At 71.2% G+C, this 25,719-nt stretch carries 24 protein-coding genes; 6 read left to right on the top strand and 18 right to left on the bottom strand.

Annotation, left to right across the window (positions count from 1 at the left end):
* Positions 1-2: 2 nt before the first annotated feature.
* From KIK05_RS13005 to KIK05_RS12985, 5 genes are all read right to left on the bottom strand, one after another.
* Positions 3-743 (bottom strand): NRDE family protein, encoded by a 741-nt coding sequence (locus KIK05_RS13005; protein WP_214410922.1) that lies wholly within the window; start codon positions 741-743, stop codon positions 3-5.
* Between the two features lie 107 nt (positions 744-850).
* Positions 851-1,618: an SCO1664 family protein gene (locus KIK05_RS13000; protein WP_214410921.1), complete on the bottom strand. Its 768-nt coding sequence runs from the start codon at positions 1,616-1,618 to the stop codon at positions 851-853.
* Positions 1,615-2,169 (bottom strand): DUF3090 domain-containing protein, encoded by a 555-nt coding sequence (locus tag KIK05_RS12995; RefSeq protein WP_214410920.1) that lies wholly within the window; start codon positions 2,167-2,169, stop codon positions 1,615-1,617. The genes KIK05_RS13000 and KIK05_RS12995 overlap by 4 nt, the downstream gene beginning before the upstream one ends.
* Before the next feature lie 9 nt (positions 2,170-2,178).
* Positions 2,179-2,892 (bottom strand): histidine phosphatase family protein, encoded by a 714-nt coding sequence (locus KIK05_RS12990; RefSeq protein WP_214410919.1) that lies wholly within the window; start codon positions 2,890-2,892, stop codon positions 2,179-2,181.
* A 10-nt stretch (positions 2,893-2,902) separates the two neighbouring features.
* Positions 2,903-3,724 (bottom strand): undecaprenyl-diphosphate phosphatase, encoded by an 822-nt coding sequence (locus KIK05_RS12985; RefSeq protein ID WP_214410918.1) that lies wholly within the window; start codon positions 3,722-3,724, stop codon positions 2,903-2,905.
* A 262-nt stretch (positions 3,725-3,986) separates the two neighbouring features.
* Here KIK05_RS12985 and KIK05_RS12980 point away from each other — a divergent pair, with 262 nt between their 5' ends.
* A complete protein-coding gene (locus tag KIK05_RS12980) occupies positions 3,987-4,934 on the top strand; it encodes an aldo/keto reductase (RefSeq protein WP_214410917.1) in 948 nt (315 codons plus the stop codon).
* A 45-nt stretch (positions 4,935-4,979) separates the two neighbouring features.
* On the opposite strand, the gene helR is transcribed toward KIK05_RS12980, so the two are convergent.
* Positions 4,980-7,160 carry an RNA polymerase recycling motor ATPase HelR gene (gene helR / locus KIK05_RS12975; RefSeq protein WP_214410916.1) on the bottom strand — a complete coding sequence of 727 codons (2,181 nt, stop codon included), beginning with the start codon at positions 7,158-7,160 and terminating at the stop codon, positions 4,980-4,982.
* A gap of 641 nt (positions 7,161-7,801) precedes the next feature.
* Here helR and KIK05_RS12970 point away from each other — a divergent pair.
* Complete coding sequence (locus KIK05_RS12970) at positions 7,802-8,800, top strand: hypothetical protein (protein WP_214410915.1); 999 nt, start codon at positions 7,802-7,804, stop codon at positions 8,798-8,800.
* Positions 8,801-8,833: 33 nt separating this feature from the next.
* On the opposite strand, the gene fabI is transcribed toward KIK05_RS12970, so the two are convergent.
* Together fabI and fabG are read right to left on the bottom strand one after the other, a co-directional pair.
* Positions 8,834-9,598 carry an enoyl-ACP reductase FabI gene (gene fabI, locus KIK05_RS12965; RefSeq protein ID WP_214410914.1) on the bottom strand — a complete coding sequence of 255 codons (765 nt, stop codon included), beginning with the start codon at positions 9,596-9,598 and terminating at the stop codon, positions 8,834-8,836.
* Position 9,599: 1 nt separating this feature from the next.
* Positions 9,600-10,304, bottom strand: coding sequence for a 3-oxoacyl-ACP reductase FabG (gene fabG / locus KIK05_RS12960; protein WP_214410913.1), 705 nt, complete (start codon positions 10,302-10,304; stop codon positions 9,600-9,602).
* Between the two features lie 75 nt (positions 10,305-10,379).
* Between fabG and KIK05_RS12955 the strand changes: the two genes are divergently transcribed.
* Together KIK05_RS12955 and KIK05_RS12950 are read left to right on the top strand one after the other, a co-directional pair.
* The gene (locus KIK05_RS12955) at positions 10,380-11,879 is read left to right on the top strand and encodes a TldD/PmbA family protein (RefSeq protein ID WP_214410912.1); all 1,500 of its coding nucleotides are present in this window, start codon (positions 10,380-10,382) and stop codon (positions 11,877-11,879) included.
* Positions 11,876-13,243, top strand: a complete 1,368-nt coding sequence (locus KIK05_RS12950; RefSeq protein ID WP_214410911.1) for a metallopeptidase TldD-related protein — start codon at positions 11,876-11,878, stop codon at positions 13,241-13,243. The genes KIK05_RS12955 and KIK05_RS12950 overlap by 4 nt, the downstream gene beginning before the upstream one ends.
* A gap of 93 nt (positions 13,244-13,336) precedes the next feature.
* On the opposite strand, the gene KIK05_RS12945 is transcribed toward KIK05_RS12950, so the two are convergent.
* Complete coding sequence (locus KIK05_RS12945) at positions 13,337-13,549, bottom strand: dodecin (protein WP_214410910.1); 213 nt, start codon at positions 13,547-13,549, stop codon at positions 13,337-13,339.
* Positions 13,550-13,642: 93 nt separating this feature from the next.
* Between KIK05_RS12945 and KIK05_RS12940 the strand changes: the two genes are divergently transcribed.
* Positions 13,643-13,957, top strand: a complete 315-nt coding sequence (locus KIK05_RS12940; protein WP_214410909.1) for a DUF3099 domain-containing protein — start codon at positions 13,643-13,645, stop codon at positions 13,955-13,957.
* Positions 13,958-14,154: 197 nt separating this feature from the next.
* On the opposite strand, the gene KIK05_RS12935 is transcribed toward KIK05_RS12940, so the two are convergent.
* The 9 genes from KIK05_RS12935 to KIK05_RS12895 all read right to left on the bottom strand — a co-directional run bounded on the left by KIK05_RS12935 (position 14,155) and on the right by KIK05_RS12895 (position 24,225).
* Positions 14,155-14,412, bottom strand: a complete 258-nt coding sequence (locus tag KIK05_RS12935) for a DUF6457 domain-containing protein (RefSeq protein ID WP_214410908.1) — start codon at positions 14,410-14,412, stop codon at positions 14,155-14,157.
* A gap of 65 nt (positions 14,413-14,477) precedes the next feature.
* Entirely contained in the window at positions 14,478-15,164 is a 687-nt protein-coding gene (gene mobA, locus KIK05_RS12930) for a molybdenum cofactor guanylyltransferase (RefSeq protein ID WP_372455586.1), read from the bottom strand.
* A gap of 1 nt (position 15,165) precedes the next feature.
* Complete coding sequence (gene moaA / locus KIK05_RS12925) at positions 15,166-16,155, bottom strand: GTP 3',8-cyclase MoaA (protein ID WP_214410907.1); 990 nt, start codon at positions 16,153-16,155, stop codon at positions 15,166-15,168.
* A gap of 209 nt (positions 16,156-16,364) precedes the next feature.
* The gene (mmsB, locus tag KIK05_RS12920) at positions 16,365-17,630 is read right to left on the bottom strand and encodes a multiple monosaccharide ABC transporter permease (RefSeq protein ID WP_214410906.1); all 1,266 of its coding nucleotides are present in this window, start codon (positions 17,628-17,630) and stop codon (positions 16,365-16,367) included.
* Positions 17,627-19,165 carry a multiple monosaccharide ABC transporter ATP-binding protein gene (gene mmsA, locus KIK05_RS12915; RefSeq protein ID WP_214411049.1) on the bottom strand — a complete coding sequence of 513 codons (1,539 nt, stop codon included), beginning with the start codon at positions 19,163-19,165 and terminating at the stop codon, positions 17,627-17,629. Before mmsA ends, mmsB begins: the two co-directional genes overlap by 4 nt.
* A gap of 69 nt (positions 19,166-19,234) precedes the next feature.
* On the bottom strand, positions 19,235-20,371 hold the full coding sequence (gene chvE / locus KIK05_RS12910; RefSeq protein WP_308249888.1) for a multiple monosaccharide ABC transporter substrate-binding protein: 1,137 nt from the start codon (positions 20,369-20,371) through the stop codon (positions 19,235-19,237).
* A gap of 148 nt (positions 20,372-20,519) precedes the next feature.
* Complete coding sequence (locus KIK05_RS12905; protein ID WP_214410905.1) at positions 20,520-21,221, bottom strand: L-ribulose-5-phosphate 4-epimerase; 702 nt, start codon at positions 21,219-21,221, stop codon at positions 20,520-20,522.
* On the bottom strand, positions 21,218-22,999 hold the full coding sequence (gene araB / locus KIK05_RS12900; protein ID WP_214410904.1) for a ribulokinase: 1,782 nt from the start codon (positions 22,997-22,999) through the stop codon (positions 21,218-21,220). Before araB ends, KIK05_RS12905 begins: the two co-directional genes overlap by 4 nt.
* A gap of 152 nt (positions 23,000-23,151) precedes the next feature.
* Complete coding sequence (locus tag KIK05_RS12895; protein ID WP_250562699.1) at positions 23,152-24,225, bottom strand: LacI family DNA-binding transcriptional regulator; 1,074 nt, start codon at positions 24,223-24,225, stop codon at positions 23,152-23,154.
* Positions 24,226-24,549: 324 nt separating this feature from the next.
* On the opposite strand from KIK05_RS12895, the gene KIK05_RS12890 reads away from it, so the two are divergent.
* Positions 24,550-25,704 carry an RtcB family protein gene (locus tag KIK05_RS12890; RefSeq protein WP_214410903.1) on the top strand — a complete coding sequence of 385 codons (1,155 nt, stop codon included), beginning with the start codon at positions 24,550-24,552 and terminating at the stop codon, positions 25,702-25,704.
* The last annotated feature ends 15 nt before the right edge of the window (positions 25,705-25,719 follow it).

The following is a 25,719-nucleotide window of genomic DNA, read 5'->3' as shown; positions in this document are numbered from 1 at the left end:
CGCTACGACGGCCGGCGCAGGACCCCGTACCAGGCCTCCGGGTCGCCGGGCCGGCCGCAGAAGTCGTAGCGGACGGCGTCCTCGCCCAGCCCCACCAGCGTGACCGAGGAGGTGCCCCAGACGCGGCCGTCGTCCAGGGCGCGGCGGACCACCAGGGCCCGCGGGTCCGACGGCGGCAGCCCCGCGCCGGAGGCCAGCTCCCGCCACCGTGCCCAGGAACCGTCACCGGTGTCGGCCGCCGACGGCGCGGGGGCGGCGGCGAACCGGGGACGGAAGTAGGCGACCTTGGGGTCGTCGTCGCCGGCCTCCCATCCGCTGTTGACGACGACGTGCACGCCCTCGGGCAGCTTGTCGTCGGTGACCCGCTCGCCGTCCCAGTTCCACAGCCGCACCCCGCCGGGGTCGGCCACCAGCAGGTGGAAGGGGTCGTAGCAGGACAGGTCGCCCTCCGGCAGCTCACCGGCGGCCGCCGCCCTGAGCGGCAGGTCGCCCCTGGACCTGCGGACCGGCTCGGCCGCCATGACGCCCCGCCCGTTCAGCAGCGCCGCCACCCGCCGGGCCCCGGCGTCGACGGCCAGCCAGGTGCCGCCCGCCGTCAGATCGCGCCCGCCGGTCAGGCCGGGCAGGTGGGGCCAGTGGGCCGCCGGGGGCAGCCAGGGCCGGGAGGCGAACTCGTCACGCACCCCGGCGAGGACCACCGGCGTCTCCGCGCCGGCCTCGAACCGTACGATCACCGTACACACGCCCGTTCCCTCCGGATCGGTAGAGATGGACATACCTCCCGAAGGGTACGCCCTGGGCGGCCGCCGCGCGCGTGACCGTTCCGGCTTCCGCCGGGCTCAGGCGGGGATCAGATCGGCGGCCAGGGGATCGCGGGCCAGTCCTCGGAGGGGAAGGGGTGGATGCCGGTGCTGAGCAGACGGCGCACGCGCTCCCAGGTGGCCTCGACCTCCTGCAGCGTGAGCAGCTCGCGCAGCCGCCGGCCGAGCCTGCCGCGCTCGATGTCGCGCTCGAGCCGCGCCAGGACGTTCACCGCCTCGCGCGGCAGCGGCTTGCCCCGCCACTGCCACAGCACGGTGCGCAGCTTGTCCTCGGCGGAGAAGCAGACGCCGTGGTCGACGCCGTAGATGTGCCCGTCGGGCAGGGGCAGCAGGTGGCCGCCCTTGCGGTCGGCGTTGTTGACCACCGCGTCGAAGATGGCCATGCGGCGCAGCACGGGGTTGTTGCGGCTGCGGATGAGGGCCATGAGGTCGGCGTCGGGGTCGGCGTCGATCCACAGCTGGCACATGCCCGGCCCGAAAGGGCCGTCGCGGTAGACGCTCGGCGGGACGATGCGCCAGCCGGTGGCCGCCGACACCTCGAAGGCCGCGACCTCGCGGGCGGCCAGCGTGCCGTCGGGGAAGTCCCACAGGGGACGCTCGCCCCGGACGGGTTTGTAGACGCACTCGGCGACGATCCCGTCAAGGCGGATGGTGCAGTAGAGAGTCATGTTGGTCGCCTCGACCAGCCGGCCGGCGACCTCGATGGTGCCCTCGCGCAGCAGGCGCAGGGCGGTGCCGTCGTCGAATCCGGACGCACCGGGGATGCTGCTGAGCCGGGGGTCGCTCTCTGCACTCAACTGCGGTCCCCCCGGTGGCCGTTCAGGCGGACGCAGATGTGCCCCTCGGCGTCGAGCGGCTGACCGCACAGGGGGCACGGCGGCCGCCCGGCGGCGACGATCTCGAGGGCCCGCTGGGTGAAGGCGCGGGCGGCGGCGGCACTGATGTGGACCCGCAGCACGGCGGACTCGGGGCGGTCGAGGTCGATCTCGTCCTCCTCCTCGGAGGTGACCTCCTGCGCCTCGATGACGACCTGCGAGGTGTCCGGGTCCCAGGCGAGGGCCATCGTGCCCACCCGGAAGTCCTCGTCGATGGGGAGGTCGAGGGGCGCCTTGTCGGCGAGCTCCACCGGGGCCATGGCGGGCACCGGGGCGGTGCCCCCGCTGCGCCGCAGGACCTCGTCGAGCAGCTCGTCGAGCCGATCGGCCAGGACGGCGACCTGGAACTTCTCCAGACCCACGGTGGTGAGGCGCCCCTGACCACGGGCTTGCAGAAAGAAGGCGCGTGAGCCCGGTTGCCCAACGGCACCGGCCACGAACCTCTCTGGCGGATCGTAGTCGAAGACCGGCATAGCCCGACCTTACGTGGTCCCGGCTCCGCCGCCGACAGCGGCGTCGCTCTCGGTGAGGTTTTCTCCCCCGTCCGGCTCCTCCGAACCCTCAGCTCGGGGCGGTGGGGGGAGGAGATTCTCCACCCCGCCGCCCACGTCGTTGACCCTCAGGACGAACGGGCGGAGGGTGGTGTAGCGGATCACCGTCAGCGAGGCGGGGTCGGCGGTGATGCGCTGGAACTGGTCGAGGTGGACGCCGAGCGCGTCGGCGACGATCGCCTTGATGACGTCGCCGTGGCTGCACACGAGGTAGACCGCGTCGGGGCCCAGCTTCTCGTTCCAGTGCCGGACGCCGGCGACCGCGCGGCGCTGCACCCCGGCCAGCGACTCCCCTCCGGGGAAGACCGCGGCGCTCGGGTGCTGCTGCACCACCCGCCACAGGGGCTCCTTGGCGAGCTCCTCCAGCGGACGGCCGGTCCAGTCGCCGTACCCGCACTCGCCGAACCGGTCGTCGCGCTCGATCTTGACGCCGTCGCGCCCCTGGAGGATCGCGCGGGCGGTCTCGTGGCAGCGCTCGAGAGGGCTGGAGACGATCGCGTCGAGGCGCAGGGGCGCCAGCCGGGCCGCCAGGGCCTCGGCCTGCTCGCGCCCGCGGTCGCTCAGGTGCACCCCGGGCGTCCAGCCGGCGAGCACCGGCCCGGTCAGGTCTGTCAGACCATGCCGCACCAGAAGCAAAGTGGTCACAAAGACAAGCTTATTGGGCCGTGATCACCCCTAGGGACAACAACGTCAACAGGAACGCACCGATGAAGACCCGATAGGTCACGAAGATCATCATGGAGTGGCGGGTGATGTACCTCAGCAGCCAGGCGATCGAGGCGTACCCGACGACGAACGACACCACGGTCGCGATCAGGGTCGGCACGAGGTCGGGACCGCCACCGGCGCCGACGTCCTTCAGCTCGAACAGCCCCGACAGCACGACGGCGGGGATCGACAGCAGGAACGAGTAGCGGGCCGCGGCCTCCCGGGTGAACCCGAGGAACAGGCCGCCGGTGATGGTCGACCCGGAACGCGAGGCGCCGGGCACCAGGGCGAGCGCCTGGAAGCCTCCGATGATCAGCCCGTCCTTGAGGGTGAGCCGCTCGATCGGCGTCCTCTGCCGTCCGAGCTGCTCGGCCAGCAGGAGCAGCAGGCCGAAGACGATCAGCACGGTGGCGTTGAGCCACAGGTTGCGGGCCGGCCCCTCGATGGCGCTCTTGAAGACCAAACCCAGCAGACCGAGCGGGATCGTGCCCAGCCCGATGTACCAGCCCATGCGGGCGTCCATGTCGTCGCGTAGCTCGGGCGTCCACAGACTGCGCAGCCATGTCCAGATGATGCGGACGATGTCGCGCCAGAAGTAGATCACCACGGCGAGCATGGTGCCGAGCTGGATGACCGCGGTGAAGGCGGCCCCGGGGTCCGACCAGCCGAAGAGCCGGGGAACGATGAGCAGGTGGGCTGAGCTGGAGATCGGCAGAAACTCGGTGAGGCCCTGCACGATGCCGAGCACGATCGCTTGCAGTGCGTCCATAGTGCGCGCCAGCCTAGGGCACCCCGTCACCACGGGCGGCACGGCGGGGCTGAGCCGTCCGGAACGTTTCCCCTCCGGCGGCGGCCGAATGGTGAACCGCGGGGCGCGGGAGGGTGAACGGACCGCCCGCACGCGAGGTGACCGGCATCGGCGGTGCAGGCCGCGCGTACCGGCGCACGGCGCCGTATCGGCGGCGGCGCCGTGCGCGTCCCGCCCCCAACGAGGGAAGCCCGAGGTGCCGACGCGGTAGTGTGACCGGACCATGGATCAGCGATTGGTCGGGCGCAGCGGCCTGTCGGTGTCACGGGTCGGGCTCGGCACCATGACCTGGGGGCGCGACACCGGGCCCGAGGAAGCCGCGGCGCAGCTCGTCGCCTTCGCCGACGCGGGCGGCACCCTGGTCGACACCGCCGACGTGTACGCCGGCGGCGACGCCGAGCGGCTGCTCGGCCGCCTGCTGCGCGACTCGGTCCCCCGCGCGGAGATGGTCGTGGCGACCAAGGCCGTGCTCACGCCGCGCGGGCCCCGCTCGCGCAACGCCTCGCGCAGGAGCCTGCTGTCGGCCCTGGACGCCTCCCTGAGCCGCCTGGGCGTCGACGAGATCGACCTGTGGCAGCTGCACGCGTTCGACCCCGAGGTGCCCCTGGAGGAGACCCTCGCGGCCGTCGACGACGCGGTCTCCTCCGGCCGGGTGCTGTACGCCGGGGTGTGCAACTACTCCGGATGGCAGCTCGCCGCGGCGGGCGTGTGGCAGCACGCGGCCCCGGGGCGCACGCCCGTCGTGTCCGCCCAGGTCGAATACTCCCTGCTGGCCAGGGACGCCGAGCGCGAGGTGCTGGCGGCGGCCGAGCACGTCGGCGCGGGGGTGCTGGCCTGGTCGCCGCTCGGGCGCGGCGTGCTGACCGGCAAGTACCGCACCGGCATCCCCGCCGACTCCCGGGCCGCGACGCCGCACTTCGCCGACTTCGTCCACCCCTACCTCGACGAGCGCTGCCGCCGCGTCGTGGAGTCGGTGACCACGGCCGCCGACGGCCTCGGGGTGTCGCCGCTCGCGGTGGCGCTGTCGTGGGTGCGCGACCAGCCGGGGGTCGCCGCCGCCATCGTCGGGGCCCGCACGCACGCCCAGCTCAAGGGCATCCTCCAGGCCGAGGAGCTCACGTTGCCCATGGAGATCCGCGAAGCCCTCGACGACGTCTCCGCCATCGACTGAGACCGCTGCCGGCCACTCGCCGGTGTCCCGGTCGCCGGGACGGCATCAGGGGCTCGTGAGGATGACGAGTTGCCGGGTGGCCCGGGTCATGGCGACGTAGCGGTCGACCGTTCCTTCGATGCCCTGGCCGAACGCCTCGGGGTCGATGAGGACGACCAGGTCGAACTCGAGCCCTTTCGCCAGCTCCGGGGTGAGCGATCGGACGCGGGACGTCGACCGGAACGTGGGATCGCCGATGACGCAGGCCACCCCGTCGGCGTTCTCGGCGAGCCAGGTGTCGAGGATGGACCCCAGATCCGAAGTGGATCCGTGGACGACGGGGACGCCGCTGCCGCGGATGGAGGTCGGCACGTTGGCGTCCGGGAGCACGGCCCGGATGACAGGCTCGGCCTCCGCCATGACCTCTTCCGGCGTCCGGTAGTTGATGCTCAGGGAGGCCACGTCGATCCGGTCGAGCCCGAGCCGCTCCAGCCGTTCCCGCCACGACTCGGTGAACCCGTGCCTGGCCTGGGCGCGGTCCCCGACGATGGTGAAGCTCCGGGACGGGCAGCGGACCAGCAGCATCTGCCACTCCGCGTCGGTGAGTTCCTGAGCCTCGTCCACCACGATGTGGGCGAACGGGCCGGCGAGCCCGTCGGGGTCGGCTCCGGAGAGTGCGGTCTCGTCGACCAGGGCGTCCTGGATGTCCTGCCCGCGCAGCATCGACATCACGAGCATCTCGGAGTCGTCGGCCTCGATCAGGTCGTCGACGACCCGCGCCATGCCCTCGCGCCGGGCCGCGACAGCGGCGTCATGACGGCGCCTGCGTCGCGACGCCTCCGGGTCGCCGAGCCGCTGCCGTGCCGCGTCCAGGAGCGGCAGGTCGGACACCGTCCAGGCCTGGGCTTCCGCGCGCTGCAGCTTCCGGACCTCGTCCGGGCTGAGCCAGGGGGCGCACATCCGCAGGTAGGCGGGTACCGACCACAGGTCCCCGACGAGGTCGGCCGCTTCGATCAGCGGCCACGCCCGGTTGAAGGCCGTGAGCAGCTCCCTGTTGCGCAGCAGCGACCTGCGGACCAGGTCGGCCGGGACGTCCTCATCGTGCTTGTCGACCAGGATCGTGAGCAGTTCCTCCCAGATCTGGTCGCGCGCCTCGTTGTGCGGTGTGCCGGGTTCCGGCGCTTCGAACGCCTCGGCCCAATCGTCGGCGCTCAGCCGGACGTCTGACCAGTCGGTCGTGACCGTCATCCCCTTGGCGGGCGGGTTCTCGTAGAACCTGACGGCCGGCTCGATCGCCTTCACCATGCTCGCGGACGACTTCAGGCGGGCCACCTCCGGATCGGTCTCCATCACCGCCGCGGTTCCCTCCGGGACGAGATCCCGCAGAGTGCAGGTCCGGACGCCCTCCTCCCCGAGGCTGGGCAGGATGTCGGCGACGTAGGCCAGGTAGGGCTGGTGCGGGCCGACGAACAGCACGCCGCCCCGGTGCCGACCGAGGCGAGGGTCGGCGTAGAGGAGGTAGGCGGAGCGGTGCAGAGCGACGACCGTCTTCCCCGTACCCGGACCGCCGTCCACGACGAGAGCGCCGCGGGAACCCGCGCGGATGATGGCGTCCTGGTCGGCCTGGATGGTGCCGAGCACGTCCCGCATCCGGGCCGACCGGCTGCTGCCCAAGCTGGCGACGAAGGCGGACTGGTCGTCGAGCGCGGCGTGCCCTTCGAACCCGTCCGAGGTGAACACCTCGTCCCAATAGTCGCTGATCCGGCCGCGGGTCCAGCGATACCTGCGACGGCTCGCCAGACCCATCGGGTTGGCGTGGGTGGCTCCGAAGAACGGTTCGGCCGCAGGAGAGCGCCAGTCGAGCAGCAGCCGGCGGCCCGCTCTGTCCGTGAGGCCGAGCCGTCCGATGTACAGGGGCTCGGGGTCGTCCGCGCCGACCATGTGCCCGAGGCACAGGTCCAGACCGAAGCGACGCAGTGCGCGCAGGCGAGCGGTCAGCCGGTGGACCTCCAGGTCCCGGTCCAGCGCCTGACGGCCTTCGCCGCCGGGCGCCCTGCGCACGGCGGCGAGGCGGCCGGACAGGTCGGTGATCGACTGCTCGAGGCTCTTCGCGATGGCGGCGAAATGCCGCTCGTCGCCGGCTATCAGCGATGGGTCGGCCTTGCGGGAGAGGCGGTCGGGAAGGTCGAACGCACTGGTGGTCAGAAGGTTCACCTCATCGGCTCCGATCCGGGTCGCCTGCGCCATTGCGCTCGCCAAGGCCTGTCGGCCATGACGGGCGACGCCTCGTCCGACGCGGACCCCATGGCCGTCGCCACGACAAAACACGCACTTCGTATCCCCCGTTTCCGCAGGCTCTGGCCTCGGCCGACGATTCTGCGGCACGACCGGGGTCTTGCCGCAAGCCCCCGGGTGCGCTATACGGTGGAAATGGAGAGAAGCGACCACTCGAGACGGGCATCGTCGGTACCGAGCCGCAGAGCCATGTCACCGACGCGGGTGCGCTTCGGTGGCTGCAGGGCTCCGAGGAGACGATGGAGTGGCTCACGCCGCAGGACGTCGCCGAAACCACCGGTCATCGCCACGCCGCCGCGCGCGAACCTCCAGCAGGTCACGATCATGCCCACCCGCCGGCCCGGCCGGCCCTCCCTGCACCCCGCCGGCGGCACGGGCGGGCCCCCGCGTCCGGGTCCCCGCCGCATCGCACCGCACAGGCCCTCCGCTCGCGTCCGTTCGGCCGAATGAAAAGCCGAACGGGAATCTTGTTCACGTATCACTAGTCGGTACCGAATCGCACCTTTTCCCGGAAACACCCGCCTGGTGACAGACGATTGACAACGAGACGGCGGGAGGGGAGCCCGCCGTCCGTGACGACGTGGAGGGGAATCATGCGCAAGGGCACGACCGCCATTTCGGTGGGAGCGCTCACCCTGGCCCTCAGTGCGACGACGACGCTGCTCGCGGCGGCGCCGGCGGCCGCGGCCTCGCTCCGCTCAGCGGACTGCGGCAGAGGGGGAATCCTGTCCGGGGTGTGCGACCTGGTCGACGGGGCCGGCGAAGCCGTCGACGACCTCACCGGCGGCGCGCTCGAACCGGTGACGGGGCCGGTGAGGAGGCACGGCGGAAAGCTCGCCGACGACGTGGGCGAGGTGACCGACAAGCTGACCGGCAAGGTCGCCGACAAGGTCGACGAGCATGGCGGCAGGACACCCGAGGCGAAGCCGAGAAAGGACCGGTCCGGCGGGCACGGGGGCGACGGGTCCGCGACCACGAGGCGGGACGAGACCACGGTGACCGGCGGGCCGGACGAGGGCTCCGCCGACGACGGCCTGCTCGGCCTGCACGTCGACGCCGGATGCCTGCCCCTGCTCGCGTCGCCGGACTGCGACGAACCCGCCGCCCCCGGTCCCACCGCGTCGGGCGCGCCGAAGCGTCCCGCCCCCGCTTCCCCCTCCCCCGCGCCCCGCGCCTCGGACATGCCCGGCGAGGAGCCGGGCAGGGCGCCCGCCGAGAGCCCCGCTCCGGCCGGGCAGGGCGCGGTGACCGGAAGCCCCGCCCCGCGGGCCGGCTCCGGTGGGCCTGTGGACCGTGCCACCCCCGAGGCGCCGCCGACCGCGCCGCCCTCCGCCGACGTCGAGACGCCGGCGCTGACTCCCCTGTGGCCCGGTCAGCCCCTGCCGGCGCTGACCGGCAGGCTCGACGCGCGGCCCGTCACGCCGCGCAGGCCGCTCGACGTGGCGGGCACGGTGCTCACCGCGGTGCTGCTGGCCTCGGCGGTGCTGGCCGCCCGCATCGTGCACGTACGCAAGGACGACGAGCGGCCGGCGTCGATACCGTTCGAAGGGTGCCTGACCCGCCCCGACACCGGCCGCCACCGCCTGGCGTGACCGCGGCGGCCCCGGCCCGGAGGGACGGCCCGGTCAGCTGCCCATCGCGTGGACGCCGCCGTCGACGTGGACGATCTCGCCGGTGGTGGCGGGGAACCAGTCGGACAGCAGGGCCAGGCACGCTCTGGCCGCCGGGACGGTGTCGCCGAGGTCCCAGCCGAGAGGGGCCCGGCCGGACCAGCTGTCCTCGAACTCCTTGAACCCGGGGATGCTCTTGGCCGCCATGGTGCGCAGCGGGCCGGCCGCGACGAGGTTGACCCGGATGCCCTGCTTGCCGAGGTCGCGAGCCAGATAACGGGAGCAGGACTCCAGGCCGGCCTTGGCCACGCCCATCCAGTCGTACACCGGCCAGGCCTTGGTGGCGTCGAAGTCGAGGCCGACGACGGCGCCGCCCTGCTTCATCAGCGGCAGGCAGGCGACGGCCAGGGACTTGAACGAGTAGGTCGAGACGTGCAGGGCGGTGGCCACGTCCTCCCAGGTGGTGTTGAGGAAGTTGCCGCCCAAGGCGGTCTGCGGGGCGAACCCGATGGAGTGGACGACGCCGTCGAGGCCCCCGACGTGCTCGCCGACCCGGTCGGCCAGGGTGTCGAGGTGCTCGGTGTTCTGCACGTCGAGCTCGATCACCGGCGGCGGCTCGGGAAGCCGCTTGGCGATGCGCTCGACCAGGCTCAGGCGCCCGAAACCGGTGAGCACGACCTGCGCGCCCTCTTCCTGGGCGAGCTTGGCCACCGAGAACGCGATGGAGGCGTCGGTGAGCACGCCGGTCACCAGGATGCGCTTGCCTTCGAGGATTCCCACTTCAGTGCCCCATTCCAAGGCCGCCGTCGACCGGGATGACCGCCCCGGTGATGTAGGCGGCGTCGTCGCTGACCAGGAACTTGACCGTCCGGGCGATGTCGGCCGCGGTCGCGGCCCGGCCCAGCGGGACGTTCTTGAGGATGGCCTCCTGCTGCCCGGCGTCGAGGGCGGCGGTCATGTCGGTCTCGACGAAGCCCGGCGCGACGACGTTCACCGTGATGCCGCGCGAGCCGACCTCGCGCGCCAGCGACCTGGCGAACCCGATCATGCCGGCCTTGGAGGCGGCGTAGTTGCTCTGCCCGGCCGAGCCCAGCATGGCGACGACGGAGGAGACCAGGACGATGCGGCCGCGCCGCATCTTCAGCATGCCGCGGATCGCCCGCTTGGCGACGCGGTAGGAGCCGGTCAGGTTGGTGTCGAGGACGTCGGCGAAGGCCTCTTCCTTCATCAAGGGCAGCAGGGTGTCCTTGGTGATGCCGGCGTTCGCCACCACGACCTCGACGGGCCCGTGCTCGGCCTCGGCCTTGGAGAAGGCGACGTCGACGTCTCCGGAGCTGGTGACGTCGCACTTGACGCCGAAGAGCCCCTCCGGGGGCTCCCCCGAGCGGTAGGTGACGGCGACGGCGTCACCCGCCGCGGCGAGCTCCCGGGCGATCGAGAGGCCGATTCCGCGGTTGCCGCCGGTTACGAGAACTGATCGAGCCATGGCACGACGCTATCGCCTACTCGCAGGTAAACCCTTATCCGCGCCGTACAAGATCACAGGGCTAGGATCGTGGACATGCGCCAGATCGATCCCGACTTTCTCGCCCTGCCGCTGCGGCAGCTGGCGGACGCGGCCCTTCAGCGTGCCCGTGACCTGGGCGCCGAGCATGCCGACTTCCGGCTGGAGCGGGTCCGCGGCGAGACCCTGAGCCTTTTCGACGCCCGCCTCGAGGGCTCCATGGACGCCGACGACCTCGGTTACGCCGTGCGCGTCGTCCACGGCGGCACCTGGGGTTTCGCGGCGGGCATCGAGCTGACGCCCGAGGCCGCCGCCGCGGTGGCCGAGCAGGCCGTCCGGGTGGCCGAGGTGGCCGCCGCCGTCAACCGCGAGCCCGTCCATCTGGCCCCCGAGCCGGTCCACGCGGGCGCCACGTGGGTCTCCTCCTACGACGTCGACCCGTTCACCGTCCCCATGAAGGACAAGGCCGACCTGCTGGCCGACTGGTCGGGCGGCCTGCTGAAGGACCCTCGCGTCGACCACGTCACCGCCGCGCTCCTGCAGGTCAAGGAGCAGAAGTTCTACGCCGACACCGCCGGCACCGACACCACTCAGCAGCGGGTGCGCGTCCACCCGGTGCTGACGGTCATGGCGGCGGTCGACGGCCGCTTCGACGACATGCGCACGCTGGCGCCACCGGCGGGCCGCGGCTACGAATACCTCACCGGCACCGGCTGGGACTTCCCCGGCGAGCTGGCGACGCTGCCCGAGCTGCTGGAGGAGAAGCTCAAGGCGCCGTCGGTGGAGGCCGGCACCTACGACCTGGTCATCCACCCGTCCAACCTGTGGCTGACGATCCACGAGTCGATCGGCCACGCCACCGAGCTCGACCGCGCGCTCGGCTACGAGGCGGCCTACGCCGGCACCAGCTTCGCCACCTTCGACAAGCTCGGCTCCCTGCGGTACGGCTCCCCGGTCATGAACGTCACCGGCGACCGCACCGCCGAGCACGGCCTGGCCTCCATCGGCTACGACGACGAGGGCGTCGCGACGCGGCAGTTCGACATCGTGCGCGAGGGCACCCTGGTGGGTTACCAGCTCGACCGCCGCATGGCGCTGCTGAAGGGCTTCGGCGTCTCCAACGGCTGCGCCTTCGCCGACTCCCCCGGCCACGTCGCGATCCAGCGCATGGCCAACGTCTCCCTGCAGCCGGCCGTCGACGGTCCCTCGACCGACGAGCTCATCTCCCGGGTGGAGCGCGGCATCTACGTCCTGGGCGACAAGAGCTGGTCCATCGACATGCAGCGCTACAACTTCCAGTTCACCGGCCAGCGGTTCTACAGCATCGAGAACGGCCGGCTGACCGGCCAGGTGCGCGATGTCGCCTACCAGGCCACCACGACCGACTTCTGGCGCTCCATGGAGGCCGTCGGCGGCCCGCAGACGTACGTGCTGGGCGGCGCCTTCAACTGCGGCAAGGGCCAGCCGGGCCAGGTGGCGCCGGTCAGCCACGGGTGCCCGTCCGCGCTGTTCCGCGGGGTCAAGATACTCAACACCGTTCAGGAGGGTGGAAAGTGACTCCTCAGGAGACCGTCGAGCGGGCCCTTGCCCTGAGCAAGGCCGACGAATGCGTCGTGATCGTCGACGAGGGGTCCACCGCGAACCTCCGCTTCGCCGGCAACACCCTGACCACCAACGGCGTGGCGCGCTCGTCCCAGGTCACGGCGATCTCGATCACCGGGCGGGGGGTCGGCGTCGTGTCGCGCTCGGCCGTGCGTCCCGAGCAGCTCGCCGACATCGTCACCGCGGCCGACCTGGCCTCCCACGAGGCGCCGCCCGCCGAGGACGCCCGGCCGCTGCTCGGCTCCTCCCAGTCGCCCGACTGGGACCGCCCGGCCGAGTTCACCTCGATCGGCGTGTTCGGCGAGTTCGCCCCGGCGCTGGGCGAGGCGTTCGCGGTGGCCGAGACCGCCGACCGCAAGCTGTACGGCTTCGCCGAGCACACCCTGACCTCGACGTTCCTCGGCTCCTCCAGTGGCCTGCGGCTGCGTCACGACCAGCCGACCGGCCGTCTGGAGCTCAACGCCAAATCGTCCGACATGGGCCGGTCGGCCTGGACGGGCGTCGCCACCAAGGACTTCGCCGACGTCGACGTGGCCGCGCTCGACGCCACGCTGGCACGCCGTCTCGACTGGGCCAAGCGGCGCGTGGACCTGCCGCCGGGCCGGTACGAGACGCTCCTGCCGCCCGGGGCCGTGGCCGACCTGATGATCTACCTGTACTGGTCGACGGGCGCGCGCGACGCCGCCGACGGCCGCACGGTGTTCTCCAAGCCGGGCGGGGGCACCCGGGTCGGCGAGTCGCTGTCCGGCATGCCGATCCGGCTCTACAGCGACCCGGCGGCGCAGGGTGTGGAGTGCGCGCCGTTCGTGGTGGCGCACGCGGGCAGCCGCGAGCGGTCGGTCTTCGACAACGGGCTGCCGCTGGCCTCGACCGACTGGATCCGCGACGGGTCGCTGGCGTCGCTGCTGCAGACGCGTTACTCCGCCGAGCTCACCGGGCTCGCGGCGACCCCGCACATCGACAACCTCATCATGCAGGGGCCGGGCGGCGGGCGCTCGCTGGAGGAGATGGTCGCCTCCACCGAGCGGGGGCTGCTGCTGACCTGCCTGTGGTACATCCGCGAGGTCGACCCGCAGTCGCTGCTGCTGACCGGGCTCACCCGCGACGGGGTCTACCTCGTCGAGAACGGCGAGGTGGTCGGCGAGGTCAACAACTTCCGGTTCAACGAGAGCCCGGTCGACATGCTCGGCCGGATCACCGAGATCGGCCCGGAGGAGCGCACCCTCCCCCGCGAGTGGAACGACTACTTCAACCGCACGATCATGCCGCCGGTGCGGGTGGCCGACTTCAACATGTCGACGGTCAGCCAGGCCAGCTGACCCTCACGGCCCATGGTGGGGCGGTCCCGTCGCCGGGGCCGCCCCACCGGTGCTTCCGGCGGGGGCTGACGGACGGCCGTCAGCGTCCCGCGGTCAGGAGTCCTCCAGGCGGAAGCCGACCTTCATGCCGACCTGGTAGTGGCCGATCTCGCCGTCCTGGATGTGGCCGCGTATCTCGGTCACCTCGAACCAGTCGAGGTGCCGCAGGGTCTCGGCGGCGCGGCGTATCCCGTTGCGGATCGCCTGGTCGACGCTCTCGGGTGACGTGCCGACGATCTCGGTCACGCGGTAGGTACGATCGCTCATCCACCTCTCCTTCCGTCGGCCTTGATCGTATGACGGTCCACCGGCGCGCGGCCGCCGTCATGACCGTCCTTGCGGGGGACTACGGTGGTTCGTGTGAAGGTATGGCAGCGCCGTCGTCCGGTCGTCCACCAGGTCACAGACGCACAGCCGTCGCTCACGGCCGACATCGGGCGCCGGGAGAAGGTCTATTTCATCCAGATGGGAATCCGCGTCATCTGCTTGATCCTGGCCGCCGTGCTCAACGTACCGTGGCCCGTGCGGGCGCTGTTCGTGGCCGGAGCGATCTTCTTGCCGTACTTTGCCGTGATCGGGGCGAACCAGCCGAGTCGCGGTGTCCCCTCGACCTTCGACTCCGAGACACCTAACCAAAACGAGATACCACGCCACCGACGCGAGATCGGGTCGTGACAAAGTCTTGACTCACCCCATGGGTAGTAGGTGTACGCTTTAGACAAGCGCTCTGGTCCCCCGTCGGAGCGCTCGTGCCGGCGTTCCGGGCCCCCGTCGGAACGCCGATGAAGCGACGCCGGGTGGTTTGCCCCCGTAACCACCCGGCGTCGCCCATTCCCGGCTCAAATCCCCCGCATATCATTTTCGAGCGGGGCTCATGAATCGCCGAGCGTCTCCGCTGTGGCCCGGCCCCAGTTTCCCGCCAGCGCCGACAGCCGCTCGACCGCGTCCGGCGGCGCGGTGCCCGCGCCCTGGGCCAGCCCGAGCAGGTACGCCGTGAGTGGCGCCGCCGGCCGGGCGACGCCGTGGGCGACGTCCCGGGTGAGGTCGAGAACCGCGTCGCGGTCGACTTTCTCCGGGTCGATGCCGAGTTCCTTGCAGACCAGAGCCGTCCATTCGGCCAGCACGTTCATAGCATCCCCTTCGTCCGAAATTGGCGAGCGGGATAAGCCGCATTCACCGCTCGATCGATGATTTTTCAGGGTTTGTCGGTCGTGGTGCTGATGTGATTCCTGGCGTACCGCACATCGTCCATCGTGTCGCAATCGAACCATGGAACGCGGCCGTCGTCGCCCACCGGCAGCGCCAGCCGTACCGGCTCCAGGGGGCCGAGCAGCCCGCGCAGGGATCCTCCCTCGTAGGCGGCCAGGGCGGCGCTGAGCGTCTCGGTGCGCCAGACCCCGGTGAGCCACTGGTCGTGGCCCTCGTCGTCGACGAGGACGGCGCCAGGGCCCGTCGCGGCGGCCGACAGCAGCGCGGCGAGGTGCCCGGGAAGCAGGAACGGCAGATCGGCGGCCAGCAGGGCCACGAAGGGGGCGCGGGAGACCGCGAGGCCCGCGCGCAGGGCCGGCACGGGACCGCCGCCGGGAGGGTCCTCACGGACGAACAGGGCGCGCGGCAGACCGGGGTAGGCGGGACCGACCACGATCAGGCGGGCGGCGTCCGGGACGGCCGCGGCGACCCGCTCGACGAGCGTCAGGCCGCCCACGCGCACGCCCGGCTTGTCGCCTCCGCCGAGGCGCCGCGCGGCGCCCCCCGCCAGCACCACGGCGTCGTACACCGGGCCGCCTCCCGCGCGCCCGCCGGAGAACTCGTACACCGGGCCGCGCCCGCCGCGCCCGCCCGAAGCGTCGTGCGCCGGGCGCCCGCCGGGGCCGGGGGGCACCTCAGCCGCCGATGGCCGACATCGGGCGGGCCGGCTGCAGGAAGCTCGGATCGTCGATGCCGTGCCCGGCCCGCTTGCCGCGCACGGCGGCCGTCCAGCGCTCGGCGAGCTCGTCGTCGGAGGCGCCCGAGCGCATGGCCTTGCGCAGGTCGGACTCCTCGGTGGCGAACAGGCAGTTGCGGATCTGGCCGTCGGCGGTCAGCCGCACCCGGTCGCAGGCGCCGCAGAACGGCCGGGTGACCGAGCCGATGACGCCCACGCGCGCGGGCCCGCCGTCGACCAGGAAGACCTCGGCCGGAGCGCTCCCCCGCTCGGCGGGGTCGTCGGGGGTGAGCTCGAAGCGGGCCGACAGCCGGTCGAGGATCTCCTCGGCCGTCACCATGTTCTCGCGGCGCCAGCCGTGCTGCGCGTCGAGCGGCATCTGCTCGATGAACCGCAGCTCGTACCCGTGCTCCAGGCAGAACCGCAGCAGCGGCACCGCCTCGGCGTCGTTGACGTCGCGCATCAGGACGCTGTTGACCTTCACCGGCCGCAGGCCGGCCTCGTCGGCGGCCTCGAGACCGGCCAGGACGTCGGCGAGCCGGTCGCGGTGCGCGAGCTTGACGAAGGTGTCGCGGTCGAGGGTGTCGAGCGAGATGTTGACCCGGTCGAGACCCGCCGCGGCCAGCGGCGCGGCGAGCCGGGCCAGGCCGATGCCGTTGGAGGTGATCGAGACCTGCGGACGGGGCCGCAGCGCCGCCGTCCGCCCGACGATGTCGACCAGCTCGCGGCGCAGCAGCGGCTCGCCGCCGGTGTAGCGCACCTCGGTGATGCCGAGCCGTTCGACGCCGATGGCCACCAGGCGGCAGATCTCGTCGGCGGTCAGCAGGTCGGGCTTGGGGAGCCAGTCGAGCCCTTCGGGCGGCATGCAGTAGGTGCAGCGGAGGTTGCACCGGTCGGTCAACGAGACACGAAGGTCCGTCGCCACTCGCCCGAAGGAGTCAACGAGCACCGGGGGCCTCCTGTCGTGCCTGCTCTGCTGTCGCTCGAACCACCAGAGTACGGCGCGCACGCGGGCGCGCTCGCACCAGACCTGGCTCCCCCAGGCAACATCGGGGGCACCCCACCGCATTCCGGGCGCGGGCGGCCACGGGCCGCCGCGCCGGTGAGAGGGACGCCGCGCGTCCCCGGTGCCCTCCCTCGGCACCGGGCCGCGGGCGGCTACTGGGCGGCCGAGCCGGCGCGCCGCTTGGTCCACACGTCGAAGGCGACCGCGGCGAGCAGGACGGCGCCCTTGACGAGCATGACCCGCTCGCTGGGCGCGCCGATGAGCGACATGCCGTTGTTGATGACACCCATGATCAGACCACCGGTGATCGCGCCGACGACCCGGCCGACGCCGCCCTGGACGGCCGCGCCGCCGATGAACGCCGCCGCGATGGCGTCCAGCTCGAAGGAGTTGCCCGCGGTCGGACCGGCCTGGTTGAGGCGTCCGGCGAAGATGACGCCGGCCACCGCGGCCAGCACGCCCATGTTGACGAACAGCCAGAAGACGACCGACTTGACCTTGACGCCGGACAGCATCGCCGCCTGGAGGTTGCCGCCGATGGCGTAGATGCGGCGGCCGAAGACGGCGCGGTTGGTGAGCAGCGAGTAGCCGAGCACGAGGGCCGCGAGCAGCACCAGAACCCACGGGAGGTTCTTGAAGCGGGCGAGCTGCACCACGATCGCCATGATCACCACGGCCGAACCGATGATCTTCAGCAGGAAGACCGGGAAGGGGTCGACGCTCTGGCGGTAGCCCAGGCGGGCCGAGCGGTTGCGCCACTGGGACACGGCCATGCCGGCGACGGCGAGGATGCCGACGATCAGGCTGAACAGGTCGGCGCCGCCGAGCGGGCCGAGGCCGATGTTGCCGAGGTAGCCGTCGGTGAAGCCGTTGGCCAGCGTGCGGACCTGGTCGGGGAAGGGGCCGATGCCCTGGTTGCCGAGCACGGTGAGGGTCAGCGCGCGGAACAGCAGCATGCCGGCCAGGGTGACGATGAACGCCGGGATGCCGAAGTAGGCGATCCAGTAGCCCTGCCAGGCGCCGATGGCGGCGCCGGCGATCAGGGTGATCAGCAGGGCGAGCGGCCAGGGGACGCCGTAGTTCACCATGAGCACGGCCGCGATGGCGCCGGTGACGGCGACGACCGAGCCGACGGACAGGTCGATGTGCCCGGCGATGATGATGAGGATCATCCCGATGGACAGGATCAGGATGTAGGAGTTCTGCACGATGATGTTGGAGATGTTCTGCGGTTCGAGCAGAGCACCGCCGGTGAGCACCGAGAACAGCACCACGATGAGCGCGAAGGCTATGTAGATGCCGCTCTGGCGGATGTTGAGCGATACGCCGAACAGCGAGGCCCGGCCCGGCGGCTGGGCGGGGCCCGCGTCCTTGGCGCCCGGGGCGACGTCGGCGCCGGCGGGTGAGATGCTGCTCATCGGAGCTGTTCCTGTCCCTTCGTCATGTACTGCATCAGGCGTTCCTGTGTGGCTTCCTCGCGGGCGAACTCGCCGGTGATGCGGCCGGCGGAGAGCGTGTAGATCCGGTCGCACAGACCCAGGAGTTCGGGCAGCTCCGACGAGATGACCAGGATCGCCTTGCCCTCGTCGGCCAGGCGGTTGATGATCGTGTAGATCTCGTACTTGGCCCCCACGTCGATGCCGCGGGTCGGCTCGTCGAGGATCAGCACGTCGGCGTCGGAGAAGATCCACTTCGACAGCACGACCTTCTGCTGGTTGCCGCCGCTGAGCTTGCCGGTGATGCTGGAGACGCCGGGAGCCTTGATGTTCATGCTCCCGCGGAACTCCTCGGCGACCTTGTACTCCTCGTTCTCGTTGATCCAGCCACGGCGGGCCAGCTTGGAGAGCCGGGCGGCCGAGATGTTGCGCTTGATGTCGTCGATGAGGTTGAGCCCGTAGCGCTTGCGGTCCTCGGTGGCGTAGGCGATGCCGTGCCTGATGGCGTCGCGCACCGTGCGGATCTCGACCTGCTTCCCGTCGCGGTAGACGCGGCCGGAGATGTCGACGCCGTAGGAGCGGCCGAAGACGCTCATCGCGAGCTCGGTGCGACCGGCGCCCATCAGGCCCGCGAGCCCGACGATCTCGCCGCGGCGGACGTACAGGCCGGCCCCGGAGACGACCTTGCGGCCGCGCACGGTGGGGCTGTGCACCGTCCAGTCCTCGATGCGCAGCGCCTCCTCGCCGATCTTCGGCTCGTGAGGCGGGAAGCGGGACTCCAGGTCGCGGCCGACCATGCCCGAGATGATGCGGTCCTCGGTGACCTCGTCGGTCTTCATGTCCATCGTCTCGATCGTGCGCCCGTCGCGCAGGATGGTGATGGAGTCGGCGATCGCGGTGACCTCGTTGAGCTTGTGCGAGATGATCACCGAGGTGATGCCCTCGTCACGCAGCCCGCGCAGCAGGTCGAGCAGGTGGGCGGAGTCCTCGTCGTTCAGCGCGGCCGTCGGCTCGTCGAGGATGAGCAGGCGCACCTTCTTCGACAGCGCCTTGGCGATCTCCACGAGCTGCTGCTTGCCCACGCCGATGTCGGACACCTGGGTCACGGGGTTCTCGGGCAGGCCCACCCGGGCGAGGAGCTTGCCGGCCTCGTGGTTGGTGCGGTTCCAGTCGATCAGGCCGCGGTCGGCCTGCTCGTTGCCGAGGAAGATGTTCTCGGCGATCGACAGCTGGGGGCACAGCGCCAGTTCCTGGTGGATGATGACGATGCCGCGGTGCTCGCTGTCTCGGATGCCGGAGAAGCGGCACGGCTCGCCGTCGAAGAAGATCTCGCCCTCGTAGGAGCCGTGGGGGTAGACCCCCGACAGCACCTTCATCAGGGTCGACTTGCCCGCGCCGTTCTCACCGCAGATGGCGTGGATCTCGCCCCGGCGCACCGACAGGTTGACGTCCTGGAGCGCCTTGACTCCGGGAAACGTCTTGGTGATTCCACGCATCCGCAGGATGTCGTCGGTCATCTGGTTCACGTCCCTCAGGGGATGTCGCGGCGGGGTGCGGCTCCTCGCCGGGCGCCGCACCCCGTTGGATCAGCCCAGCTGCGACTGGGTGTAGTAGCCGGTCTCGACGAGTTCCTTCTCGTAGTTCGTCTTGTCGACGATCACCGGCTGCAGCAGGTACGAGGGGACGACCTTGTTGCCGTTGTTGTAGTCGGTGGTGTTGTTCACCTCGGGCTTGCCGCCCTTGAGCACGGTGTCGGCCATCTTGACGGTGACGTCGGCCAGCTTGCGGGTGTCCTTGTAGATCGTGGAGTACTGCTCGCCCGCGATGATCGACTTCACGGAGGCCAGCTCGGCGTCCTGGCCGGTCACGATCGGGTACGGCTGGCCGGAGGTGCCGTAGCCGTTGCTCTTGAGGGCCGACAGGATGCCGATCGACAGGCCGTCGTACGGCGACAGCACGCCGTCGACCTTCTTGCCGCCGCTGTAGGTCTTGGTGAGCAGGTCCTCCATGCGCTTCTGCGCGGTGGCCGGGTCCCAGCGGAGGATGGCGACGGTCTTGAAGTCGGTCTGGCCGCTCTGGACCTTCAGGGTGCCCTTGTCGATGTAGGGCTTGAGCACCGACATGGCGCCGTTGAAGAAGAAGGTGGCGTTGTTGTCGTCGGGCGAGCCGGCGAACAGCTCGACGTTGAACGGGCCCTTGGCGCTGCCGTCGCCGCCGTCGGCGTTCTTCAGCTTCAGGCCGACCAGCAGCGAGGTGGCCTGCTGGACGCCGACCTTGAAGTTGTCGAAGGTGGCGTAGTAGTCGACGTTGGGGCTGTTGCGGATCAGGCGGTCGTAGGAGATGACCGGGATGTGCTTGTCGGCCGCCTCCTGCAGCTGCGTGGTGATGGCCGTGCCGTCGATCGAGGCGATGATCAGGAGCTTGGCGCCCTTGGTGATCTGGTTCTCGATCTGGTTGACCTGCGTGGGGATGTCGTTCTCGGCGTACTGCAGGTCGACCTTGTAGCCCAGCTTCTCCAGGCTCGACTTGACATTGTCGCCGTCGTGGATCCAGCGCTCGGACGACTTGGTCGGCATGGTGACGCCGACGAGGGCGCCACTGTTGCCGGCCGCACCGCTCGCCGAGGCCTGGGCGTCGACGGTCTTCTGGCTGGAGCCGCACGCGGTCAGGAGTGCCGCGAGCGCGACGGTGGAGGCCACCGTCGCCAGTCTCGTGAGTTTCACTTCTCTATCTCCTTGCGGATGGGGGTTTCCCGACGGGGACCGTCGCAATACATCGCGGTATATGAGCGAGTGTGGTGGTTTTTGTGAGTACGTGTAAGGTAGCCGCACCCGGCGTTGATCGCTACCGGTAGGTAGCGTGAAGATTTCGTCACGATGAACCGAGGCCAGAGGCTTGGCGCTGCCCGTAGACGTTCTGGTAGCGGTCGTACAGCCGGTCGATGTGTTCCTGGGCGATCGGGCGCGGCTCGCCGAGCTGGCGCGAGATGTGGACGCTGCGCGCCACGTCCTCGCACATCACGGCGGCCTTCACGGCGGCGCGGGCGTCCTTTCCGATGGTGAAGACCCCATGGCCCGCCATCAGGACCGCCGGGGAGCGGTGACCCGACAGCGTCTCGACGATGCCCCTGCCGATCGAGTCGTCCCCGATGAGCGCGAACGGCCCGACCGGGATCTCCCCGCCGAACTCGTCGGCCATCGCCGTGAGCACGCACGGGATGGGCTCGTGCCGCGCGGCCCAGGCGCAGGCGTAGGTCGAGTGGGTGTGCACGACGCCGCCCACCCCGGGCATCGCCCGGTAGACGTAGGCGTGGGCGGCGGTGTCGCTCGACGGCGAGTGGTCTCCCTCGACCACGTTGCCGTCGAGATCACACAGGATCATCGACTCGGGCGTGAGATCGTCGTACGACACCCCGCTCGGCTTGATGATCATCAGGTCGTGACCGGGCACCCGGGCGGACACGTTGCCGGCGGTCCACACGACCAGCTGGTAGCGGACCAGCTCGGCGTGCAGCGCGGCCACCTGTTCGCGGAGGTCTCTCACCGTGCCGACGAGCGCGGCGGTCATGGTCATGAGTTCGGAACCTCGCCTTTCGAAACTACGGACTTGACAGCCTGTTGCTGGCTCCCGTCGGCGGTGCCGTGAGCATAAGCCGCGGAAACGGGTGCTGAGGACCGGCCGCCCGCCAGGGCCGCGTCCCTGATCTCCCGCAGCCGGTGCGGCATGAGATCGTCGCCGACGCCGAAGTAGTCGTGCAGCCGGACGTACTCGGCGTACAGGCGGTCGTAGACGTCGGCCCGCGCCGGGTCCGGCAGGTAGGCCCCGCGCTCGCAGCCGCCCATCGCCGCCGCGGCGGCGCGCACGTCCGGGTACGCCCCGGCGGCGACCGCCGCGTGGATCGCCGAGCCGAGGGCCGGCCCCTGCTCGGAGGTGCCGATGCCGATGGGGCGGCGCAGCACGTCGGCGTAGACCTGCATGAGGAAGGTGTTCTTCTTCAGGCCGCCGGTGACGATGAACTCCGTCACCGGCACGCCCGCCGCCTCGAACGTCTCGACGATCTTGCGCGCGCCGAACGCCGTCGACTCCAGCAGCGCCCGGTAGACCTCCTCGGGCCGGGTGGCGAGCGTCAGCCCGGCGATCACCCCGGAGAGGTGGTGGTCGACCAGGACCGAACGGTTGCCGCTCTGCCAGTCCAGTGCCACCAGCCCGTGGGCGCCGACCGGCTGCTCGGCGGCGAGCCTGGTGAGGTACTCGTGCTCGTTCAGCCCCTCGGCCCGCGCCGCCGCGTAGTACGGCTCCGGCAGGCCCTGGCGCAGCCACCAGGCGAAGATGTCGCCGACGCCGCTCTGGCCGGCCTCGTAGCCGTACTTGCCGGCCAGGATGCCGCCGTCGACCACGCCGCAGATGCCCGGCACCTCGACCAGCTCGGCGCCGTTCATGACATGGCAGGTCGAGGTGCCCATGATGGCGAGCATCTGGCCGTCCTCGACGGCCTGGGCCGCGGGCGCGGCCACGTGGGCGTCCACGTTGCCGGCGGCCACCGCGATGCCCTCGGGCAGCCCGGTCCACTTGGCCGCCTCGGCGGTCAGCGACCCGACCCTGGCGCCGAGCGGCGAGATCGGATGTTCCAGGCGGGTACGGGCGAAGTCGGCGAAGCGGGGGTTCAGCGCGGCCAGGAACTCCTCGGAGGGGTACCGGCCGTCCTGGAAGACGCCCTTGTACCCGGCGGTGCAGGCGTTGCGGGTCTCCTCGCCGCACAGCTGCCAGATGATCCAGTCGGCCGCCTCGATCCACCGCTCCATGCGGTCGTAGATCTCGGGGTCCTCCTCCAGCACCTGCAGGGCCTTGGCGAACTGCCACTCGGAGGAGATCTTGCCGCCGTACCGGCCGATCCAGGGCTCTCCCCGCTCGTGCGCGAGGTCGTTGATGCGGTTGGCCTGCGCCTGGGCGGCGTGGTGGCGCCACAGTTTGGGGTAGGCGTGCGGGCGGTCGCGCAGCTCGGAGATCTCGCACAGCGGCGTGCCGTCGGCGAGGACGGGCAGCACGGTGCAGGCGGTGAAGTCGGTGGCGATGCCGATGATCCGGGCGGGGTCGACGCCGCTGGCCGCGACGGCGGCGGGCACCGCGTTCCGGAGCACCTCGCGGTAGTCCTCCGGGTCCTGCAGCGCCCAGTCGCCCGGGAGCGTGGCGCCCGAGGACGGGAGCACCGCGTCGATGACGGCGTTCGGGTACTCGTGGACCGCGCTGCCGAGTTCGGTGCCGTCCTCGACGGAGACGACCACGGCCCGGCCGGACAGCGTGCCGAAGTCGACTCCGACTACGTAGGCGGTGTTAGCGTTAACATCACCCATGGGCACTCCTTGTGGATTGGGGACGGTTCGCGAAGTTGCGGCTGGGGACGACCCGGCGGGGTCGCGCGGGTCCGGGGATCGTGGGGGTCAGGTGGTCGTGGGGGTCTCGTACGGCCCGGGTGCCGAGACTGCCCGGAACCCGGGCGGGCCGATCAGGTCGTGCGCGGCGGACCGGAGCTGCGCCGGACCACCAGGTGGGGCTGCACCACGACGTGCGGGGGCGGCGCCGTCCGGGCCTGGCCGTCGTCCGCGCCGCCGGGCGCCGCGTCCCGCCGGTCCGTCGCCTCCTCGGCCAGCGCGTCGAGCAGGAGCTCGATCGCCTTGCGGCCGACCTCGGAGAAGTTCTGCGCGACCGTGGTCAGCGGCGGGGCGAAGAACTCCGACTCGGGGATGTCGTCGAAGCCCACCACGCTGACGTCGTCCGGCACGCGGATGCGCGCCTCGTCCAGCGCGCGCAGGACGCCGAGGGCCATCTGGTCGTTGGCCACGAACACCGCGGTGAGGTCGGGCATCCCTGCGAGGAGCTGGCCGCAGCGGTACCCGGAGCGGGGGCTCCAGTCGCCCCACAGCGGCTCGGGGACCTCGGCCCCGGCGGCGGCCAGCGTCTCGCGCCAGCCCTCCATGCGCCCCTGGGCCTCCAGCCAGTCCTGCGGGCCGGAGACGTGCCACACCGTGCGGTGGCCGAGCCTCAGCAGGTGCTCGGTCACCAGCACCCCTCCCTTGCGCTGGTCGACGTTGACCACCGGCAGGCCGACGTCGGCGTCGCCCTCCACGGTGACCACGGGCACCTGCTGAGGCATCTCGGCGAGCGCCACCGCGACGGCGCTCTGCGGGGCGATGACCACCAGGCCGTCGACCTGCTGGCGGGCGAGGTGGTCGAGCGCCTCCGCGAGGTCGTCACGGGTCAGCTCGCGCAGGCTGACGATACTGACGAAGTACCCGGCCTCGCGCGCCGCCCGCTCGATGCCGTACAGGGTGCTCGCCGGGCCGTACAGAGTGGTGTCGAAGGCGACCACGCCGAGGGTGTTGGTGCGCCGGGTGACCAGGGCGCGGGCGGTGGAGTTGCGCCGGTAGCCCAGCCCCTCGATGGCGGCCAGCACCCTCTCGCGCGTCTCGGGGCGGACGTTGGGGTGGTCGTTGAGCACCCGCGAGACGGTCTGGTGGGAGACGCCGGCGAGCCGCGCCACGTCCGCCATGACGGGTGAGCGGTGGGCGTTACGAACCATGGTCCTGTCCCCGTCTCCTTCGATGGGCCGTGCTTTCACCCATGCCGATGCACCGGACGTGAGTGCGTTAATTGTTAACGTTCACATCCAGTATGTGTCAAGGATGTTTCGCGATTGATACCTGGCCTACCAGGCGAAGCCCGTCGCGCGGCGGGAGGGGCACGCGCCCGGCGGCCCGGCTCGGGCGGTGCGCGCGTGGACACGATGGCACACATCACAGTCCTCGTCCAGTGCCGGGCGGAGCGGGCGCGGGCGATTAAATGGCTGGGATTTCCTCTCCGGCCGCCCCACACTGATCCCACGTCCAGTGAGGAGATCAATTTCATGCCGAACCAGCCCGCACCGAACCTGCTGTCGTGGGCCAGCGAGATCGACGAAGGCGCGATCGCGCAGGCCGCGCGCACCGCCCGCCTGCCGTTCGTCTCCGGCCACGTCGCCCTCATGCCCGACGCGCACGTCGGCATCGGCGCGACGGTCGGCTCGGTCATCCCCACCGAGAACGCGATCATCCCGGCCGCCGTCGGGGTGGACATCGGCTGCGGCATGGTGGCCACCGAGACGACGCTCACCGCCTCCGACCTGCCCGAGACCCTGGCCGCCCTCATGCCGATGGTGGAGCACCGCATCCCCGCCGGCGTCGGCAAGGGACACGACGACCCGTCGGTGGACCGCACCCTCGGCGACCTCGGACTCCCCTGCACCGACCTCACCCCGAAGCAGACCAGGAAGGTGGCCGACCAGTTCGGCACCCTCGGCTCCGGCAACCACTTCGTCGAGGTCTGCCTCGACGAGCGCGACCGGGTCTGGACGGTGCTGCACTCGGGTTCCCGCGGCATCGGCAACCAGCTGGCCACGATGCACATCGTGAACGCCAAGAAGCTGATGAAGAAGCAGGAGATCGGCCTCGAGGACCCGGACCTGGCCTACCTGGTCCAGAGCACGCCGGAGTTCACCGCCTACATCGAGGACATGCTCTGGGCCCAGCGCTACGCCATGGCCTCCCGCGCCCGCATGGACAAGGTGCTGGTCAACGCCCTGTTCAGGGTGGCCGGCAAGGGACAGCGGGTCCGCACGATCAACTGTCACCACAATTTCACCCAGCAGGAGACCCACTACGGCAGGTCCCTCTGGATCACCCGTAAGGGGGCGATCAAGGCCGACACGGGGGACGAAGGGGTGATCCCCGGCTCCATGGGCACCCGCTCGTACATCGTGCGCGGCCGGGGGAACCCCGAGTCGTACAACTCCTGCTCGCACGGCGCGGGCCGGCGCATGTCCCGCACCAAGGCGAGGCGGGAGCTGTCGGCCACCTCTCTCAGCCAGGCGATGCGCGGCCGCACCTGGAACGCCGACCGCGCCGCCGCCCTGGTGGACGAGCACCCCGACGCGTACAAGCCGATCGACCAGGTGATGGCGGACCAGACCGACCTGGTGGAGGTACGGCACACCCTGCGGCAGATCTTCAACTACAAGGGCTGACGCGGCGCACGGCTC

It is taken from the genome of Sphaerisporangium fuscum (genome assembly GCF_018531465.1).
Taxonomy (GTDB): domain Bacteria; phylum Actinomycetota; class Actinomycetes; order Streptosporangiales; family Streptosporangiaceae; genus Sphaerisporangium; species Sphaerisporangium fuscum.
The sequence above is the reverse complement of the archived record's forward strand: the minus strand, read 5'-3'. Positions and strand labels throughout refer to the sequence as shown.

Coding starts and splice junctions, on each gene's coding strand:
- KIK05_RS12995 (WP_214410920.1), bottom strand. CDS start 2,169: ATGCCGGTCTTCGACTACGATCCGCCAGAGAGGTTCGTGGCCGGTGCC.
- KIK05_RS12985 (WP_214410918.1), bottom strand. CDS start 3,724: ATGGACGCACTGCAAGCGATCGTGCTCGGCATCGTGCAGGGCCTCACC.
- KIK05_RS12980 (WP_214410917.1), top strand. CDS start 3,987: ATGGATCAGCGATTGGTCGGGCGCAGCGGCCTGTCGGTGTCACGGGTC.
- helR (WP_214410916.1), bottom strand. CDS start 7,160: ATGGCGCAGGCGACCCGGATCGGAGCCGATGAGGTGAACCTTCTGACC.
- KIK05_RS12970 (WP_214410915.1), top strand. CDS start 7,802: ATGCGCAAGGGCACGACCGCCATTTCGGTGGGAGCGCTCACCCTGGCC.
- fabG (WP_214410913.1), bottom strand. CDS start 10,304: ATGGCTCGATCAGTTCTCGTAACCGGCGGCAACCGCGGAATCGGCCTC.
- KIK05_RS12955 (WP_214410912.1), top strand. CDS start 10,380: ATGCGCCAGATCGATCCCGACTTTCTCGCCCTGCCGCTGCGGCAGCTG.
- KIK05_RS12945 (WP_214410910.1), bottom strand. CDS start 13,549: ATGAGCGATCGTACCTACCGCGTGACCGAGATCGTCGGCACGTCACCC.
- KIK05_RS12935 (WP_214410908.1), bottom strand. CDS start 14,412: ATGAACGTGCTGGCCGAATGGACGGCTCTGGTCTGCAAGGAACTCGGC.
- mmsB (WP_214410906.1), bottom strand. CDS start 17,630: ATGAGCAGCATCTCACCCGCCGGCGCCGACGTCGCCCCGGGCGCCAAG.
- mmsA (WP_214411049.1), bottom strand. CDS start 19,165: ATGACCGACGACATCCTGCGGATGCGTGGAATCACCAAGACGTTTCCC.
- KIK05_RS12905 (WP_214410905.1), bottom strand. CDS start 21,221: ATGACCATGACCGCCGCGCTCGTCGGCACGGTGAGAGACCTCCGCGAA.
- araB (WP_214410904.1), bottom strand. CDS start 22,999: ATGGGTGATGTTAACGCTAACACCGCCTACGTAGTCGGAGTCGACTTC.
- KIK05_RS12895 (WP_250562699.1), bottom strand. CDS start 24,225: ATGGTTCGTAACGCCCACCGCTCACCCGTCATGGCGGACGTGGCGCGG.
- KIK05_RS12890 (WP_214410903.1), top strand. CDS start 24,550: ATGCCGAACCAGCCCGCACCGAACCTGCTGTCGTGGGCCAGCGAGATC.